This window comes from Staphylococcus sp. HMSC62A08 (assembly GCF_001839105.1).
GTDB lineage: Bacteria > Bacillota > Bacilli > Staphylococcales > Staphylococcaceae > Staphylococcus > Staphylococcus caprae.
Genome location: NZ_KV840026.1, coordinates 130,351 through 147,063, shown reverse-complemented (window position 1 = coordinate 147,063; position 16,713 = coordinate 130,351). Strand labels below are relative to the sequence as shown.

Sequence of the window (16,713 nt, the reverse complement as noted above, 5' to 3'; positions counted from 1 at the left end):
CTTTTCAGAATTTTTCGTCATTTGTAAAACAGGGGGTATACATCATGGAGATGAAACAACTTAAGTACTTTGTGGAAGTTGCACGACGAGAGCATATTTCTGACGCAGCACTAGAGTTAAACATTGCTCAGTCTGCCATCAGTCGTCAGATTGCACAACTTGAAAAAGAATTGAATGTGACCCTTTTCAAAAGAAGTGGCCGAAACATCATTCTTACTGCAGAAGGTAAGCAACTCTTATCGGAAGCCACTCAAATTCTGGACCAACTAGATAAAACCATTCAACTATTCAAACAACAATCCTCTACAGATCAGCGAACCATTTATATCGGATATGAGGAAAGTGATGTGTCACAAATGATGTTGCCACTCGTTCAAACATTTGAACAACAAAGCAAGAGTCTTGCTACACCACAATTGATGACTCACGAAGATATTGTAGAACAAGTGGTATCTGGGCAATTAGATATAGGATTTGTAGAGTTAACCAAAGAGATTTCGGCGCAATCTCAACTACATACAACGTCTCTATTTGAAGAAAATTATCATATGTATGTGCCCAAGGATCATCCAATTGCAATGACTACTCAACCGCCATTAACGCAATTTGAGAACAAACCGTTATACTGCTTAATGCCTTTCTCAAATTCTATAAAAAATAAACTAGAATATTTGATTAAATCACATGTGTATGTCGTATCCAATAAACAACTTGCGCAATATATATTACGTAAAAATAAAGGTTTCGTCGTCTGCAATCAAAACATTCACCTGCCTTCTCATCAAGATTGGACGTACATACCTCTTTCGCACACCGAATTAAAGCGAACAATGTGCGCAATTACTAAATACGATAATAAAAAAGCAGACATCGACCTCATGTGGCAATTCATTCATACTATGATGAATCAGACAGCTCAATTTTAGCTAATTATAGTAATAGCGTTTATCACACGCTTTTTGTTGAATTGAGATAAAAAATTAAATGGTCTTATTTCACAAATTTTTGTATTCAGTTACTATTGGGCGTATAATCACTATGTCAATTTAATATACTAAATTGAGAATTGAGGTTTTAACATGCAGTTCAAGACTTTATTTAGACAACCTTTCACATGGATGATTGTTGCTTTCTGCTTTATTTTCCTTAGCTTATTTATTTTTACGTGTTTTAACGATAAATTTTACAATATGCCTATAGGGAAAATCACGAACGTCACGCCAATTCATTCAGAAAAGGTAACGGATGAACAACATAATAAAGATATTAAATATAAAGAAAAACTCACCGTAAAAATTCTAAATGGTAAATTTGAAGGCCAGTCAGCAACAATTAACCATCAATATGTAAAGTCTCAAGCCGATTCGGAAGCATTTTCTAAAAATGACAAAGTATTACTACATATTTCTAAAAAACCGAATGACGCTAACATTATTGAGAAAAAAAGAGATGGCTTAGTTGTCGCAATAACAGGACTTTTCCTTCTCATTGTATTAATTGTGGGTAAAAAGGTCGGCTTACAATCTATATTGTCACTTATTATTAATACCATTGCTGTCATCGGCGCAATATATATACATAATCAACATGGCCAAATAAGCTTATTCCTATTAATGACCTTTGCGATTATCGTCTCGACCACCTTCACATTGCTACTGGTTACCGGATGGCATATGCGAACGCTCGTGACAATCATAAGTACGCTTGTCGGAACATTTCTTTGCGTCGGAGTTACGGAATTGATTATTCAATTGACTGGAGGTAATGGCATTAAATACGAAACAATGACCTTCCTTACACTCCCACCTAAAGAAGTCTTTCTCGCTTCCGTCTTAATCGGGACATTAGGTGCCGTCATGGACGTCGCTATAACGATTTCTAGTGGAATGTATGAAATCCTCCAACGCACACCAGATATCACGATGGGACGTTGGGCTTTAGCAGGACGTCATATCGGTCAAGATATTATGGGAACAATGACGAATATTTTACTCTTTTCTTACCTATCTGGTAGCTTACCAATGTTCCTTATTTATTTGAAAAATGCTAACACCATTACGTATACCATTTCAATGAACTGGTCACTAGAAGTAGCTAGAGCGATGACCGGGGGTATCGGCATTGTCTTAACCATTCCTATTACGATTGCATTAATGGAAGTTTGGCTAAAAATGCGAGGTGCTAAACAATGAGCGCAATAACTATTTTAGGATTATTACTATTAGTACTAATGATTATTTTCGGAGGTAAGAAAGGACTCGTCTCATTCTTCACGTTATTTTTAAACTTCATTATACTCATTGTTAGTATCATTTTAATTATTTTTGGCGTGCCCATTTACTTAGTAACCTTTGTCTTCTGTATCGTCATTGCTGCAGTGAATCTCTTTGTGTTAAACAGCTATAATGTCAAAACTCAAGCGGCGTTTATCGGTACTATTGTCACAACTCTAATATTAATATTAGTCATTTTTCTTTCCGTAAAAATGGGACACCTTCAAGGGTTTGCAACCGAACAACAAGACGAAACATATGTATATTCCATGAATATAGGAATCGACATGGTACAATTTATGGTTTTCACAATTGTCTTAGCAGTAATTACTGCTGTCATCGACTTAGCTATTACAATTAGTTCACCTATGTATGAATTAAGTGAGACCAATCCAGAACTGAATCAAGGACAATTATTCAAGTCGGGTATGCGTGTAGGTCGAGAAATTTTAGCAACGTCAGCTAATACCATCTACTTAGCATATTTTGGCGGACAATTAACTTTATTTTTCTGGTTTTTCAAATTACATTATTCATTTGGTCATATCATCAATTCCAAAATTTTCGCGCAAGAATTCGTCTCGATATTACTTGGAGGCATCGCAGTGGCACTCAGCATTCCTATTACGGCATGGGTTACAGCATTTATGATTAAACGTAAAAAACATCAGAACCACACTACAACACAATATTCTGAACATAATTAACATGTAAAATACCCCACCACTTAATGATGTACCGGCCTCAAAAGTTGGACTAAAATCTAACTTCATAGGTTACACATCATGAAGGGTGGGGTTTTGTGTATTGTCATATTTTATTTCAAATCTAGTGTCATCACGTGAACGGGACGGCCAACCAACTCACTATCATGAGTATGTTGATAACCCGCTTGTTGATATAAATCAATCGCTCTTTTGTTATCAGTATTTACCGCCAGCGTAATTTCATTAATATGCGGATAGCAATCTTTCACATAACTAGGTAATAATTCAATCGTCCTCTTGCCAATGCCACGACCTCTATAACGTTGATCGACACTAAACGACCTAAAGAAAATGGCTTGAGAATTATCAGTATAATCTTTAGGACCATCCCCTTCATGTAAAGTGAAAAAGGCCACACATACACCATCTTTCATAACTAAAGTAGGATGTCTATCAGCATCTTCTTGTGCTGATTTTATATTTTCAAGTGGCGTTTTAGTAAATTTCGAGTCACTCTCTAAAACTTCTAAATTTGCAACTTGATGATACAGTTCTGGCTTATACGCTTTTATGTACATGAGTCCTCCTAGTTTCTAATCCTTTTTCGAAAATTGATTAATCCAAGTGATTACCGCAGGAGCAATATATTCTGTCTCTTTAATATCGAACCATTGAATGTCCGTAATTTCATTATCTGTAGTTACCTTCGACCAATCAATCGATCTCGTCGTTCTAAATCCATTCAATTCAGTACGTGTGTCAGGTTGTGGGTATGCCTCCCCTACGACAGTACCAATAAATTCCAGTTCTTCTTCAGCTAAATCTAAACATAACTCTTCTTTGAGTTCGCGTTGCAATGCTTCAACATAACTTTCACCATCGTCAATTTTACCACCCGGGAAATAATATTTTTCCCTATTTCGAACTTGAACAAGTAAGATTTTGTCATCTTTTTCTTCTACTAAACATACACATTTAATCATTTCACAAGCGACCTACCCTATTCTTTATTACTTCAAAAAGCTTAATATATTTAGTAATATGTTATCATATATTAAATCATGAAGTGATTAAGTTCAAAATTCATAATTTTAAAGGAGGTTGAGATAATCAATGATGTCTCAGCCTTTATGTGTAAGATGACTATTGGAGGGGATTTTTTATGGCAAAAGAAACTCGCGCAGCGCGTTTATCTAACTTATTCAATATGGCAGGTTTTATCGTTGATGGTTACAACGGTATCCGTCATGATGCTAAAAATAAACAATTAGTATATTTATCACTAGGATTAAGTGCAATTGGTACAATTATAGACTTTTATGTATCTTTAAAATCACCATCTAAACTACGTAAATTAGGCGCACTTACTTCTTTCGCAATTAACGGTTTACGCTTATTTACAAGCTTCCGTAAAGTTAAAGATGAATATCAGTAAATTGTTGAACCGAATCGCTTAAGACTCGAATCATTTCAATTTTAGGTATCTTTTAAGGGACGAAACATTGAAATCATTTATAATAAAGTGATTTCTATTTCGTCCTTTTTTTATTCAAATCACTTGTAATTTTTATAAAAATCTTTAATATGTGAAATAATCTATCTTTGAAACATATAAAACTCTATGAGGGTAACTATTAAAGGAGATATTCGCATGCTTTACACAGTAACAACAACACTCCCTATGTCCCATGGTGGGAGAACACAGTCTTTATTACGACGTATCAAACTTATTGACGAAGAATTTGGTTTACCGACTAAAATCCTCACTACAAATTATTACGGCAATTATCCAAGTGTCTATAAGCATTTTTTAAAGGAAAATAAAATCACCAAAAATATAGAGTTTGAAAATATGTATGAATGGCTTTCAAATTTCGAGTTATTTAAAGTTCCGAAAACATTAATAACTAAAAATCCTAAATACAATAAAACTAAACGTAAAATTAAAGGGCTAAAACATGAATTTGGTAAAAACCAAAGCTACGTCCATTATTATAATGACAACACGTATGTGCAATTTCGTAAATATTATGGTCAATCAGATGTATTACAATATGAAGACTTTATTTCTCCTTCAACAGGTTTAAAGTACGAACGTCATGAATATAATTTATTTGGTCAACTTCATAGAAAGATATTTTATTATAGTGATTCTTCTTTAAGACATAGCGATGAACTCATCGATCCTAAAGGTTTCATGTATTGTAAAAGATATTTTCATAATAATGAGAAAAATAAAATCAATGGGATAGAATTATACAAAGGTAAAAAAATCTATAAAACATTTAAAAATGATAAAGCCCTCGCACAGTATTATTTCGAGGCACGTTTTAAAGATAATGATATTGTATTTAATGATGCGCGATTTTTAGATGCGCCACTCATTAAACAAACGCATCAAACTAAAAACATACTTGTTTTTCATAGCTCTCATTTATCTGGCGACAAAACTAAGAAATCTTACAAATATGCTTTAGAACATAGTGCGCATATTGATAAATATATTGTGCTGACACATCAACAAATGCATGATATTCAAGAAGTTTATCCTATTGAAGATGAACGATTTGAACTTATCCCTCATTTTATAGAGTTGAACCAAAGTAACGTTGAAACGAACATGAATAAAGAAGACCGATTTATTTATATAGGAAGATTTGTAAAAGAAAAACAATTGGATCATTTAATTAAAGCATATCGAAAATTTTTAGAAAGTGGCCATCAAACAAAGCTATATTTATTTGGTAAAGACGAAGATCATCAATTAGCAATGATGAAAGACTTAATTTCAGAATACCAACTTGAAGATATGGTGAAAATTTCAAATTATACTAAAAAACCTCTTGTGGAATTTGGAAAATCAAAAGCCTCTTTATTAACAAGTAAATACGAAGGCTTTGGTTTAACGATAATGGAAAGTATTGAAGTAGGTTGTCCTGTGTTATCCTATGATGTCCGTTATGGACCTAATGAAATTATCAATCACGGAAAGAATGGTTATTTAATCGAAAAGAATAACATCGATAGTTTAGCCCAACATATGGTAGATATTATCGAAAATCCTATGCAACATGTAAAAAATCAAGATAAGTTGAAATATTCAGCAGCAGTTAAGAATTATCAACATTTACTCCAAACGTTCAATCTATTATAGAAAAAACACTAAAAAAGCTGGCATGGATGAAATATCCACGTCAGCTTAATCTATTGTTAACGTATTTATTTAGTGAATAAATTTATAATTTCTAACTTGATATGCTGGAATTGTTCTATATGTCATGTAACCAGGTGCTGCACTCCAGTTCATTTCTGAAACTAAAATACTACCATCGCTATTTACGCGTTCTACAAACGCAACATGTCCGTAGTAACCAGCATCAGTTTGAGCGATTGAACCTACTGTTGGATTGTAATCGATTGTATAGCCATCTGCAGCTGCTGCATTATCCCAGTTATTCGCATTCCACCAATATGTGCTAATGCCTTTCCCAATTTCTGAACGACGGTTGAATACGTGCCAAGTACATTGTCCCCAAGTGTATAGGTTTTGATGATAGAAAACAGGTGTATAGTAACCACCGCTTGAAGTTGATTTACCAGTAGATGAATTACTTGAACTTCCACTACCACCACCTGGCACTTTTAATTGTTGTCCAGGATAAATGAAGAAATTAGAAAGTCCATTTAAACTCATAATTTTTTGGTATGTAGTGCCGTATTTACTCGCAATTAATGATAATGAATCACCATATTGAACAGTATATGTTGAAGTACGACCAGTACTCTTCGGCTTACTAGCTTTAGAGCTACTTGACGAATTTGATACTGAACCAGATACTTTCAATTTTTGACCTGGTAATATTAAATAATTATTCAAACCATTTAATTGCATGATTTTTTTATAAGTTGTGCCATATTTAGCAGCAATAGATGATAATGAGTCTCCGGCTTTAACAGTGTATACTGAACCACTATTAGATGTAGCTCTAGATTTTGTTGTACTAGACGATGATCCAGATACTTTCAGTACTTGATTAGGGAAAATCAAGTTTGATTTTAGGCCATTAAGTGATTTCAATTTAGCTATTGAAATTCCGTATTTGTGAGAAATTGACCATACTGATTCTCCACTTTTTACTGTATGCGTTGTCACCGCATGCGCTTGCGTAGTTGCTAATGCACTAATTGCAGTTGTTCCGATAAGGGCAGTAATATATTTTTTTGCACTTAAAATCCTCCTCTACTTGTCTTTTTTCTATCCCCGAATTTTATAATACACGCACATTATACTCCTAAATTATGTACACGATGTTTGCGTTTGATGACATTCTGATTACAAATATTATTACTTTTAAATAATAGGGCTCCATTAAGATGTCTTATACCTATTAAAATTAATATACATTCTCTTGAATTACAATGTCATTTGTATTACAAATTCGTAAATTATACCCTTCAATTCAGTTATGTACCCTTTCGAATATAATTTTTCTTCTATTTAAAAAGTTTTCCTAAATGCAAAATGAATTGAGTAAATAGAGCATTTTAAACAAATTTAATTTTCATTGTGTCTATATACATATCAGGGCAAACATACAAAAACTGGCAACAAAGTATAAGTCTTTGTTACCAGTTATGCATTTAATCTAAGCGTACTCGTTATTATTTTTTAGCTAATTCATCTTCAATATCTTTAATTTCTTTTTGGGATAAATCTACTATTTTCTCACCGTCTTTAGTATCTTCTTTAAGTGCTTTTTGTGCTTCTTTTGAGTGATATAAGTCTATAATTTTTTTATACGTTTTGTTATCCATATCTTTAGAATTTACAGCTACAATATTAATATACGGTTTTACAGCATCTGAACTAGCACTTTCTAAGTAAATCGGATCTTTCTTCGCATCTTTTCCAGCTTTAGTAGCAACACCATTATTGATAACTGAAATATCAACGTCCGATAATGCACGTGCAGTTTGTTGCGCATCTACCGCTTTAATTTTAAGGTCTTTCGGATTACTTTCAATATCTTTCGTAGTGCCATTTAATCCGAAATTCTTTTTAAGTTTAATTAAACCTGCTGATTCTAATAGTTTTAGTGCACGCGCTTGGTTTGAAACATCATTTGGAATTGCTACTTGTGCACCCTTTTTAACATCTTTTATATTTTTAACTTTGTCAGAATAAATACCGAGGGGCGCTAAAACTGTTGTGCTTAAAGCTTGTATCTTAGCATCTTTATGCGCCCTTTTATATTGATCTAAAAATGCAAAGTGCTGGAAGGCATTCATATCAATATCTCCATCACTTAAAGCTTTATTCGGTACATTATAATCAGAGAAGTGTTTGATTTCTAAATCAATACCATCTTTTTTGGCTAATTCTTTTACTTTCTCCCAAGCTTTGGTATCATTTGAAGCCACGCCAATCGTTACTTTTTTATCATTATTCCCGCCACAAGCAGCTAAGACGATAACTGCCGCTATAATTAATCCAATTATTTTCTTCATTCGCAAAATGCCTCCTAAAAATAAGTTTTATCAATATATAATTAAGTACTTAATTTCTACGAATTAATCTCGAAATAAAGTTACCTAATGATTGAATGATTTGTACGATAATAATTAATACAACAACCGTGATGATAATAACCATCGTATCGAAACGCTGATATCCGTATACTAATGCAAGATCACCTATACCTCCGCCACCTACAGCACCAGCCATCGCTGTACTACCAATCAATCCAATCAAAGCTGTGGTTATGGCTAAAATAAGTGAACCTAATGCTTCAGGTAATAAAAAGTAGCGTATAATTTGAAATGGTGACGCACCCATCGCTTTTGCCGCTTCGATAATACCTTCATCTACTTCTAGTAGAGAGTTTTCAACCAAACGGGCTATGTAAGGTGCAACATAAACGGTTAACGGTACAATTGCTGCCGTCGTACCTATTGATGTTCCCACTAATAATTTCGTGAATGGTACAATCGCTATTAATAAAATGATAAACGGGATAGAGCGCAATATATTAATGATAGGATTTAAAATTTGATGCAAAACGATATTGGGCCATATACCATTTTTCCGTGTAACCACTAACAAGATGCCTAGTGGTATACCAATGAGCGCACCAATGATAAGCGCCACCGTAACCATGTATAACGTTTCATATAAAGCTTGAAATAATTGTGATGCGTCTAAACTTGAACCAAACATATTTATTGCACCTCCTCAAATTGAATGTGGTGTTGGGAGAAATACGCTTCCGGACTAAAACGTTTAAATTGTTCATCATGTTCAAAGCGTATCCACATGTAACACACGGTCTCATCTTGAATATCTGACATAGATGAGAATAAAATATTCACATTGAGTTGATGATCATGCACTAATTCATTTAATATAGGGTGCTTAATTTGTTTCGCATCTAAGAATAATTTATAATCACTGTAATCTTCGCTATCACGGTCGTTAAATGACTCACGTAGACTTTGCGAAGGTTCAGTACGAATGACTGTTGAAACAAAGTTCTTAGCTGTACTCGTTTGAGGATGACTAAAGACATCTTTAACCGTTCCAATCTCAACGACTTCACCATTTTCCATAACAGCTACTCGATTACATATCTTCTGTATAACGCTCATTTCATGTGTAATCATCATAATCGTAATGCCAAATGTGCGATTGACATTACTTAGCAACTTGAGTATTGAACTTGTCGTCGCTGGATCTAGTGCACTCGTCGCCTCATCACAAAGTAATATTTTAGGATTTGTTACCAATGCACGTGCAATCGCCACACGTTGTTTTTGACCTCCAGACAATTCATCTGGAAATTGATCTTTCTTATCCGCCAACCCTACAAACTTCAGCATTTCAATAACTTTCTCTCTAATCTCGCTTTTACTCTTCTTACTTAAAATGAGAGGCATAGCAACATTTTTATAAACTGTCTTAGAATTTAATAAATTGAAATGTTGAAATATCATTCCAATATCTTTCTTAATTCCACGTAAATCTTTTTCTTTATGTAGCAATCTCATGTCCATCCACGATGACTTGACCATCTGTAACCGTCTCAAGTTGATTAACAAGTCGGACTAATGTACTCTTACCAGCACCACTGTATCCAATGACGCCGAATATATCGTGTTCGTCTATCGTAAATGAAACATCTTTCAAAGCATGTATCGTCTCTCTCTTTTTGCGAAAGACCTTATTCACATTGCGAAATTCAATCAATTCGACTCACCCTCATCAATTCTGATTATACTTATCTGAATATTTGAATTATATTGAATTGTCACAACATCGTCAATACTATTTTTTTAATTTTCCGAAAATTAATTAATATTCTAATAACTACTCTCTTTAGCAATTGAATGACACTGATAACATCTTTCCAACTAAAAAAGCTACCCTCACACAAAAGTAAGGATAGCTCGCAAAATATAAATTCTATTTTAATGTGTCTAAAGCAGCTTCTAAATCATTCACTAAGTCTTCAGTATCTTCAATACCGATGGATAAGCGAATTAAGCCATCAGTAATACCTTCTTTAGCACGTACATCTGCAGGAATAGAAGCATGTGTCATTAGTGCCGGCACGGAAATAAGACTTTCAACTGCGCCAAGGCTCTCTGCTAAAGTGAAATATTGTGTTGCATGAATCACTTGTTTAGCAGCTTCTGTATCTTTAACTTCAAATGCAATGACGCCTGTATGACCACTCGCTTGAGATTGGTGAATATCATGATTTAAATGACTTTCAATACTTGGATGGAACACTTGTTGAACTGATGGATGACTTTGTAGCATTTTCACAATACCATCCACATTACGATTAATTTGTTCCATACGTAAACCCAATGTTTTAATCCCTCTTATTAATAAATAACTGTCTTGCGGTCCAAGCACGCCTCCAGTTGAATTAGAAATAAAACCAAGACGTTCTCCTAATTCATCATCAGCAGTAGCAACGAGACCGGCCACAACATCACTATGTCCACCAATATATTTTGTGGCAGAATGTAATACGATATCAATGCCAAAGTCTAAAGGATTTTGATAATAAGGCGTCATAAATGTATTATCTACAACTGAAATTAGATTATGTTTTTTAGCAATCTCAGCAGACGCTTTAATATCAGTGACACGTAAAAGTGGATTTGAAGGTGTTTCTATATATAACATTTTAGTTTCTGGCTTAATGTATTTTTCTACATTTTCGATGTGAGTTGTATCAACAAAGTCCACTTCTACACCGAAACGTGTAAATACTTTAGTCAATGCACGATATGTGCCACCGTAAACGTCTGAATTTAAAATTAAGTGATCCCCTTTATCTAAAAGCATGATGACTGCACTAATCACAGCCATACCTGAACCAAATGCAAAGCCATGTTTACCGTGCTCTAAATCAGCAATCACGCTCTCTAATGAAGCACGCGTAGGATTTGCTGTACGTGAATACTCATATCCTTGTCTTAAATCGCCGATATCATCTTGTAAATACGTGCTTGTTTGATAAATCGGTGTTGTTACTGCCCCTGTGTAATTATCTGTAGTATGTCCACCATGAATCATTTGCGTTTTTTTATTCATTGTCGTTACGCTCCTTATAATTGAAAATTTGTTTTGACATATAACGATCACTACCATCTGGAAAGATTGTGACGATAACGCCTTCGTTAATGCGTTTCTTAAGTTCTAAAGCACCTTGTAATGCAGCGCCAGAAGAACTCCCTACTAATAACCCTTCTTTATTGGCAATCAGTTTTACGTTATTAAATGCATCTTTATCAGTTATTGTAAATATTCCGTCTACTAAATCTTTTTCTAAGAATGTGGGCCATTTCTCTGCACCAATACCTTCTGTTGCATGGGCATGCATCGGACCGCCATTTAAAATAGAACCTTGAGGCTCAACAATATAATTTTTAACATTATAATGTTTCATATGTTGTGCCACGCCAGTAAACGTGCCTCCCGAACCTACACCTGCCACAAAATAATCATTACGAGGTAGTTGGTCTGTAAGTTGTTTAGCTAATGTATGTGTATACGCACCCGGATTATCTTCAGTGCCAAACTGGTTCATATATAAAGCATCATATTTTTCAGCGTATGTTTTAGCTTCTTTTTGTGCACCAATCATACCGTCAGCTTTACGTGTGCGCCTTACATCTGCACCTAATGCTTTCATAATTGAAATTTTTTCTTCGGAAAAGCCCTCCGGCGCATAAATGACACATTTAACCTTGTACCGGTTCGCAGCAATTGCAAGTCCAATACCAGTATTTCCAGCAGTAGCCTCAACAATGGTGCCACCTTCTTTGAGACGCCCGTCCTCAATAGCTTTTTCTACTAAATATTTACCCAATCGATCTTTCACACTGCCACCTGGATTAAATTGCTCTAATTTGGCATATATTTTAACATTTTCATCACTAAAGCTTTCTAATAATACAAGTGGTGTTTGCCCTATCAAGTCATAAGCAATCATAATTTATCTTGTTCAACCAACGCATGATGAGTGGTTTGAACATAACCTACTTTCTATCTTTATAATTCTTACTTAACAGGTATGAATTATAACTGAAACTGTTCGCTTTTGCAATTTTCTAAAATGAATGAAATACACGAGAGCGAATCCTTTAAACGCATTTTCTAGATATAAAATTTTTATAAATGCTATTAAACTTCAATCGTATGTGAATAAATGTTCAACATGTTATTATAGTCATGAATACTAATAAATGAATATACATTGACTACATTATTGAGAGCAAAATTTGATACCAATAATTAGGCTAAAGGAGATTATTATTTATGACAAAACAGGACTTATCTTTATCTGTATTTACGAAGGAAAACTTTAAAAACCTTCGCCATACATCTTCAAATTTCAGAAATTCAATGTATGACGAATTAGAAGTTAACAAAAGTCGTTTCAAAAACTGTAATTTTAACGAAGGCATTTTCAAAAATATTAAAGCCATTTCTAATACTAAATTCATTACATGTGGATTTAACAATTGCATCTTTGAAAGCGTCCATTTTTATAAAGATTTATACAAAGATTCAACCTTTGTAAATACATCATTTGATGAAACAGTTCTTAATAATCTTACATTTCAAGATATATTATTCGAAGACAACCTCGCTCGCAACGTCAAAATGACAGATACAGTGTTTAAGAACATTAAGTTTACAAATATTGAAGTCGACAATGCCACTTTTGAAAATGTTAAATTTAAAAATTGTGCATTTGACAATGTAGCTATAAGAAACGCTTCAATGCCTCAAAAACTTATAGACGAATTACAAAAACAACAAGTTGAATTAGATAACGTACACCCTTCAAAATAAATTGTAGGTAAACTCATTATGATATTCTCTTAACTTAATGCCTTCATTAATTATGTTTATACCTAGAAGATAACGGGGTAATTAAGAGAGTAATATACAGATGACGAAGGAGAACCTAATATGAATGTCACAGGTCATTATGAAGAATTCGATAAGAGCAATTTAACTAAAGAAGATTTAATTTCATTTGATGAAATTAAACAAGATATTGAGAAACTGAAACAAAGTGAGAATAAAAAATCAGACGAGAATGTGAAGTTAGAACAAAAGATCAAAAATAGTTTAAGTGACTGGAAAGATTATCTAAAAGATGAATTCCGCCCAGATAACCAGCCTGAAAAAGAACGTTTATCCAACATTAACGATAAAGTAAAGAGCGACTTAGACGCGGCATTTAACTATAAAGATGGCGCTAAAGTGATGAGTTTATTGGAGCCCGCATACCAACGTGGCAAACGTGATTTACCTTATGGTAGAGCACTCATCATTTACAGTGATGATGATATCGTTGATAATGCTAAAAATTTCTTTGATTCCAGTGACGAAAATGAAAAATTAGCACATTTTATCCTAGATAAAAATATTGAGTTAAGCGAAGAAATTATGTCAGATGATTTCGTAGAATTACTCAAATTAGATAAAGAATATCTTGATGCTTACTTTAACTAAAAAACAAGCTCTAAGACGATTTCTCAAATGAGAAAAATGTCTTAGAGCTTTTATTTTTGACGTTTAAATTTTTGCATCTAAACTTTATATTAATTGAACGATAAATACTAGTATAATCACTACTGGCATTACAAATTTAATAAGATAATACCAAGGTAAAAATAATTTAAACTTGTCTTTGCCAAAGTTTTCTTTCAACAGCTTTTTATCTAACAACTGACCAACAACTAATGTTGTTCCTAAAGCGCCTAAAGGCATGAGAATGTTTGAAACGATAAAATCCATGTTATCAAAAATCGTACCAGCCCCAAATTTCACACCACTTAAACTACTAAATGAAAGTGTCGCCGGTATGCTAATGACAAACACTAATAAGCTCCCTATTAAGGCAACAGGCTTACGTTTACGGTTATCATTTTTAGTAAAGTTTGAAACATTTAACTCTAGTAATGAAATGGAAGATGTTAATGCTGCAAATAAGAACAATACTAAAAAGATGAAGTAAAAAATTGCCCCAAAATGCATTTGGCTAAATACTAAAGGTAAAACTTTAAATAGTAACCCTGGACCCTCTTGAGGTTGATAACCGAAAGTTTTTAAAGCAGGAAAAATTGCTAAACCTGCTAGCACAGAAACTAAAATATTCATTATAACAATTGAAACTGCTGAAGATTTAATCGTCATTTCTTTAGGGGCATAACTCGCGTAAGTAATCATACCAGTTGTACCTAGAGATAAAGTAAAGAAAGACTGTCCTAAGGCAAATAAAATACCTTGCATTGAGATGTCGTGTAATCTCGGTTGTAAAATATAGCGCGCGCCCTCTAGCGCACCGTCTAAAGTTAAAGATTTAGCCACTATAATTAATAAAAAGATAAATAATAGAGGCATCATAATCTTTGATGCTTTCTCTAAACCTTTTTCAACACCGAGCATCACAATAATCATTGTTAAAAAGATAAAAATTCCTTGCCCTAGTACTGTGAGCCAAGGATTGCTAATAATTTCTTCAAATTTAATATCAGTTAATGAAATGGATTTAAAAGAAAGTGCTTGTAAAATCACATTGCCCATATAAATAATAATCCAACCACCGATAACACTATAAAAACCAAATAATATAAATACAGCTAAATTCCCATTCCATCCAATAAGATTTAGCCATTTTTTACCAGTTAATTTACTGTAAATTTGGGTCGTGTATGTGCGCCCCATTTTCCCTACAGTAAATTCCATAATTAATAACGGAAGCCCTACAAATATTGTGAAAATCAAAAACATAAATAAGAATGCGCCACCGCCATATATTCCAGCCATGTACGGGAATTTCCACATTGCACCTAATCCAATTGCAGAACCTGCGCTAGCTAGGATAAAACCGGTAGATGTCTTCCACTGTGATTGATTACTCACATTACCAACTCCCTTTAAAGCGCTAAAGTGCTTTTATACTTAAATCCCACTTTATCATGAGTTGATTTTAAGTGCAATGTGCCTATAGATTGTCAGAATAATTAGATTTAATTATTTTTAAATGTTTGTAAGACTTCCATATTTCGAAATCATTTTATTCATCGTTCAATCCATAAACTATATTTTGACCTTCAGAGACTTCTTCGATATCTAAACTTTCAATGTGATCTACATTAATATAATGAACAACATCTTTTTTAATAAAAAGGTATGGTAATTCATCAAATTCATCTATAATACGTCGCACACATGTGTCGTAATCGGGGCCATTTTCAAAAGTTTTAAATTCAGTATATGTTTTACCTGAAATAGTTGTATAAGTGAGTAAAAAAGTACGTTTCATAAACTTCATCTCCTCTAAAATTATAAATTTAATTATTTATTGTCTGAAAAACTGAACAATTTCATGTTCTAATTCATCTCGTCCTTTACCATGTGTCATGAGATGACCACATTGCGCAAAGGAATTCAATTCTTTATTACTAGTACCTAAATGATCATAAATAAATTGTGCGCTTAGGGCATACGCCTCATCATCCTGCTCACCATACATCATCTTACTTGGCACTTTAACGTCTTTAAGATGTGTCATGATATCTTCAATAACTTTTTGAAATAGTTCAATTTGATGATTGTAGTCGTGAATCGTATTCATTTGTTTAAGTTGTTCTTCATCATCAAAGTTTAAAATTTGATTCATTCTTTGTCCGTATTTTTCAATTCTTTTAGCAATGCCACTTTCACCTTTTTTATGTGGGGCAGACATGACAGCGATACGCTCTAAATCAAATTGTTCGGCCAATCTAAGAGTGAATAAACCTCCTAAAGAAACACCTGTTGCGCTGATATGTTGGTAACCTTCATTTTCTAGGAAATGGTAAGCATCTTTAACTTCATTCCACCAATCATCAATATCATATTGTGTAAATTGATCTAAGGGTAAACCATGCCCCGGATAATTAGGAACATAACACGTGAAACCTTGCGAATTTAACGTAGTTGCTAGATGCTTCACATCGCGCACAGTACCTGTAAATGAATGTAACAAGAGTATCGCTTGATGACGATCTCCTTTCAAATAAATTGATTGAGGTGCTTTAATCTTCACTTCTCTATTTCACTCCTACTTAAATTGCTATTTTTTTATAAATAAGACTCCCTTCACTAAGAAGGCAGTCTCAAAACCTTCAACTCATTCTGAGCATTGCGTACCGGACAA

Annotated in this window: 17 protein-coding genes and 1 pseudogene; 7 read left to right on the top strand and 11 right to left on the bottom strand. The window is 33.6% G+C overall.

Annotation, left to right across the window (positions count from 1 at the left end; translation table 11 throughout):
* Window positions 1-44: 44 nt before the first annotated feature.
* From gltC to HMPREF3264_RS00710, 3 genes are all read left to right on the top strand, one after another.
* Window positions 45-926: a glutamate biosynthesis transcriptional regulator GltC gene (gene gltC, locus HMPREF3264_RS00720; protein WP_070871594.1), complete on the top strand. Its 882-nt coding sequence runs from the start codon at window positions 45-47 to the stop codon at window positions 924-926.
* A gap of 153 nt (window positions 927-1,079) precedes the next feature.
* Window positions 1,080-2,192: a YibE/F family protein gene (locus HMPREF3264_RS00715; RefSeq protein ID WP_070871593.1), complete on the top strand. Its 1,113-nt coding sequence runs from the start codon at window positions 1,080-1,082 to the stop codon at window positions 2,190-2,192.
* Window positions 2,189-2,980: a YibE/F family protein gene (locus tag HMPREF3264_RS00710; RefSeq protein ID WP_070830730.1), complete on the top strand. Its 792-nt coding sequence runs from the start codon at window positions 2,189-2,191 to the stop codon at window positions 2,978-2,980. The genes HMPREF3264_RS00715 and HMPREF3264_RS00710 overlap by 4 nt, the downstream gene beginning before the upstream one ends.
* Before the next feature lie 110 nt (window positions 2,981-3,090).
* Here HMPREF3264_RS00710 and HMPREF3264_RS00705 read toward each other — a convergent pair whose 3' ends face one another.
* Both HMPREF3264_RS00705 and HMPREF3264_RS00700 read right to left on the bottom strand, forming a co-directional pair.
* Window positions 3,091-3,558, bottom strand: coding sequence for a GNAT family N-acetyltransferase (locus HMPREF3264_RS00705; protein ID WP_002445250.1), 468 nt, complete (start codon window positions 3,556-3,558; stop codon window positions 3,091-3,093).
* Between the two features lie 15 nt (window positions 3,559-3,573).
* The gene (locus tag HMPREF3264_RS00700) at window positions 3,574-3,963 is read right to left on the bottom strand and encodes an NUDIX hydrolase (protein ID WP_070871592.1); all 390 of its coding nucleotides are present in this window, start codon (window positions 3,961-3,963) and stop codon (window positions 3,574-3,576) included.
* 179 nt (window positions 3,964-4,142) lie between these two features.
* Here HMPREF3264_RS00700 and HMPREF3264_RS00695 point away from each other — a divergent pair, with 179 nt between their 5' ends.
* Together HMPREF3264_RS00695 and HMPREF3264_RS00690 are read left to right on the top strand one after the other, a co-directional pair.
* The gene (locus HMPREF3264_RS00695; protein WP_070871591.1) at window positions 4,143-4,415 is read left to right on the top strand and encodes a hypothetical protein; all 273 of its coding nucleotides are present in this window, start codon (window positions 4,143-4,145) and stop codon (window positions 4,413-4,415) included.
* Between the two features lie 216 nt (window positions 4,416-4,631).
* Window positions 4,632-6,134, top strand: coding sequence for a glycosyltransferase (locus tag HMPREF3264_RS00690; RefSeq protein WP_070871590.1), 1,503 nt, complete (start codon window positions 4,632-4,634; stop codon window positions 6,132-6,134).
* Window positions 6,135-6,203: 69 nt separating this feature from the next.
* Here HMPREF3264_RS00690 and HMPREF3264_RS00685 read toward each other — a convergent pair whose 3' ends face one another.
* From HMPREF3264_RS00685 to HMPREF3264_RS00660, 6 genes and pseudogenes are all read right to left on the bottom strand, one after another.
* Window positions 6,204-7,214: a LysM peptidoglycan-binding domain-containing protein gene (locus HMPREF3264_RS00685; RefSeq protein ID WP_070871589.1), complete on the bottom strand. Its 1,011-nt coding sequence runs from the start codon at window positions 7,212-7,214 to the stop codon at window positions 6,204-6,206.
* A gap of 428 nt (window positions 7,215-7,642) precedes the next feature.
* Window positions 7,643-8,488 carry a dipeptide ABC transporter glycylmethionine-binding lipoprotein gene (gene gmpC, locus HMPREF3264_RS00680; protein ID WP_070871588.1) on the bottom strand — a complete coding sequence of 282 codons (846 nt, stop codon included), beginning with the start codon at window positions 8,486-8,488 and terminating at the stop codon, window positions 7,643-7,645.
* A 49-nt stretch (window positions 8,489-8,537) separates the two neighbouring features.
* On the bottom strand, window positions 8,538-9,197 hold the full coding sequence (locus HMPREF3264_RS00675; protein ID WP_070871587.1) for a methionine ABC transporter permease: 660 nt from the start codon (window positions 9,195-9,197) through the stop codon (window positions 8,538-8,540).
* 2 nt (window positions 9,198-9,199) lie between these two features.
* Window positions 9,200-10,223: pseudogene (locus tag HMPREF3264_RS00670) on the bottom strand (methionine ABC transporter ATP-binding protein).
* A gap of 216 nt (window positions 10,224-10,439) precedes the next feature.
* Complete coding sequence (locus HMPREF3264_RS00665; RefSeq protein WP_070871586.1) at window positions 10,440-11,585, bottom strand: bifunctional cystathionine gamma-lyase/homocysteine desulfhydrase; 1,146 nt, start codon at window positions 11,583-11,585, stop codon at window positions 10,440-10,442.
* Complete coding sequence (locus tag HMPREF3264_RS00660; protein WP_070871585.1) at window positions 11,578-12,486, bottom strand: PLP-dependent cysteine synthase family protein; 909 nt, start codon at window positions 12,484-12,486, stop codon at window positions 11,578-11,580. Before HMPREF3264_RS00660 ends, HMPREF3264_RS00665 begins: the two co-directional genes overlap by 8 nt.
* Before the next feature lie 326 nt (window positions 12,487-12,812).
* On the opposite strand from HMPREF3264_RS00660, the gene HMPREF3264_RS00655 reads away from it, so the two are divergent.
* Both HMPREF3264_RS00655 and HMPREF3264_RS00650 read left to right on the top strand, forming a co-directional pair.
* Window positions 12,813-13,352 (top strand): pentapeptide repeat-containing protein, encoded by a 540-nt coding sequence (locus HMPREF3264_RS00655; RefSeq protein ID WP_002445235.1) that lies wholly within the window; start codon window positions 12,813-12,815, stop codon window positions 13,350-13,352.
* A gap of 120 nt (window positions 13,353-13,472) precedes the next feature.
* Window positions 13,473-14,021, top strand: coding sequence for a hypothetical protein (locus HMPREF3264_RS00650; protein WP_070871584.1), 549 nt, complete (start codon window positions 13,473-13,475; stop codon window positions 14,019-14,021).
* Between the two features lie 84 nt (window positions 14,022-14,105).
* On the opposite strand, the gene HMPREF3264_RS00645 is transcribed toward HMPREF3264_RS00650, so the two are convergent.
* From HMPREF3264_RS00645 to HMPREF3264_RS00635, 3 genes are all read right to left on the bottom strand, one after another.
* Window positions 14,106-15,434 carry a sodium-dependent transporter gene (locus tag HMPREF3264_RS00645; protein ID WP_070830716.1) on the bottom strand — a complete coding sequence of 443 codons (1,329 nt, stop codon included), beginning with the start codon at window positions 15,432-15,434 and terminating at the stop codon, window positions 14,106-14,108.
* A gap of 154 nt (window positions 15,435-15,588) precedes the next feature.
* Window positions 15,589-15,837, bottom strand: a complete 249-nt coding sequence (locus tag HMPREF3264_RS00640) for a hypothetical protein (protein ID WP_070830714.1) — start codon at window positions 15,835-15,837, stop codon at window positions 15,589-15,591.
* Between the two features lie 36 nt (window positions 15,838-15,873).
* A complete protein-coding gene (locus HMPREF3264_RS00635; RefSeq protein ID WP_070871583.1) occupies window positions 15,874-16,602 on the bottom strand; it encodes an alpha/beta hydrolase in 729 nt (242 codons plus the stop codon).
* Between the last annotated feature and the right edge of the window lie 111 nt (window positions 16,603-16,713).

What these genes read in the sequence shown, in the direction of transcription:
- gltC (WP_070871594.1), top strand. Translation starts at nt 45, where the DNA reads ATGGAGATGAAACAACTTAAGTACTTTGTGGAAGTTGCACGACGAGAG.
- HMPREF3264_RS00710 (WP_070830730.1), top strand. Translation starts at nt 2,189, where the DNA reads ATGAGCGCAATAACTATTTTAGGATTATTACTATTAGTACTAATGATT.
- HMPREF3264_RS00665 (WP_070871586.1), bottom strand. Translation starts at nt 11,585, where the DNA reads ATGAATAAAAAAACGCAAATGATTCATGGTGGACATACTACAGATAAT.
- HMPREF3264_RS00715 (WP_070871593.1), top strand. Translation starts at nt 1,080, where the DNA reads ATGCAGTTCAAGACTTTATTTAGACAACCTTTCACATGGATGATTGTT.
- HMPREF3264_RS00675 (WP_070871587.1), bottom strand. Translation starts at nt 9,197, where the DNA reads ATGTTTGGTTCAAGTTTAGACGCATCACAATTATTTCAAGCTTTATAT.
- gmpC (WP_070871588.1), bottom strand. Translation starts at nt 8,488, where the DNA reads ATGAAGAAAATAATTGGATTAATTATAGCGGCAGTTATCGTCTTAGCT.
- HMPREF3264_RS00650 (WP_070871584.1), top strand. Translation starts at nt 13,473, where the DNA reads ATGAATGTCACAGGTCATTATGAAGAATTCGATAAGAGCAATTTAACT.
- HMPREF3264_RS00695 (WP_070871591.1), top strand. Translation starts at nt 4,143, where the DNA reads ATGGCAAAAGAAACTCGCGCAGCGCGTTTATCTAACTTATTCAATATG.
- HMPREF3264_RS00700 (WP_070871592.1), bottom strand. Translation starts at nt 3,963, where the DNA reads ATGATTAAATGTGTATGTTTAGTAGAAGAAAAAGATGACAAAATCTTA.
- HMPREF3264_RS00690 (WP_070871590.1), top strand. Translation starts at nt 4,632, where the DNA reads ATGCTTTACACAGTAACAACAACACTCCCTATGTCCCATGGTGGGAGA.
- HMPREF3264_RS00660 (WP_070871585.1), bottom strand. Translation starts at nt 12,486, where the DNA reads ATGATTGCTTATGACTTGATAGGGCAAACACCACTTGTATTATTAGAA.
- HMPREF3264_RS00640 (WP_070830714.1), bottom strand. Translation starts at nt 15,837, where the DNA reads ATGAAACGTACTTTTTTACTCACTTATACAACTATTTCAGGTAAAACA.
- HMPREF3264_RS00705 (WP_002445250.1), bottom strand. Translation starts at nt 3,558, where the DNA reads ATGTACATAAAAGCGTATAAGCCAGAACTGTATCATCAAGTTGCAAAT.
- HMPREF3264_RS00655 (WP_002445235.1), top strand. Translation starts at nt 12,813, where the DNA reads ATGACAAAACAGGACTTATCTTTATCTGTATTTACGAAGGAAAACTTT.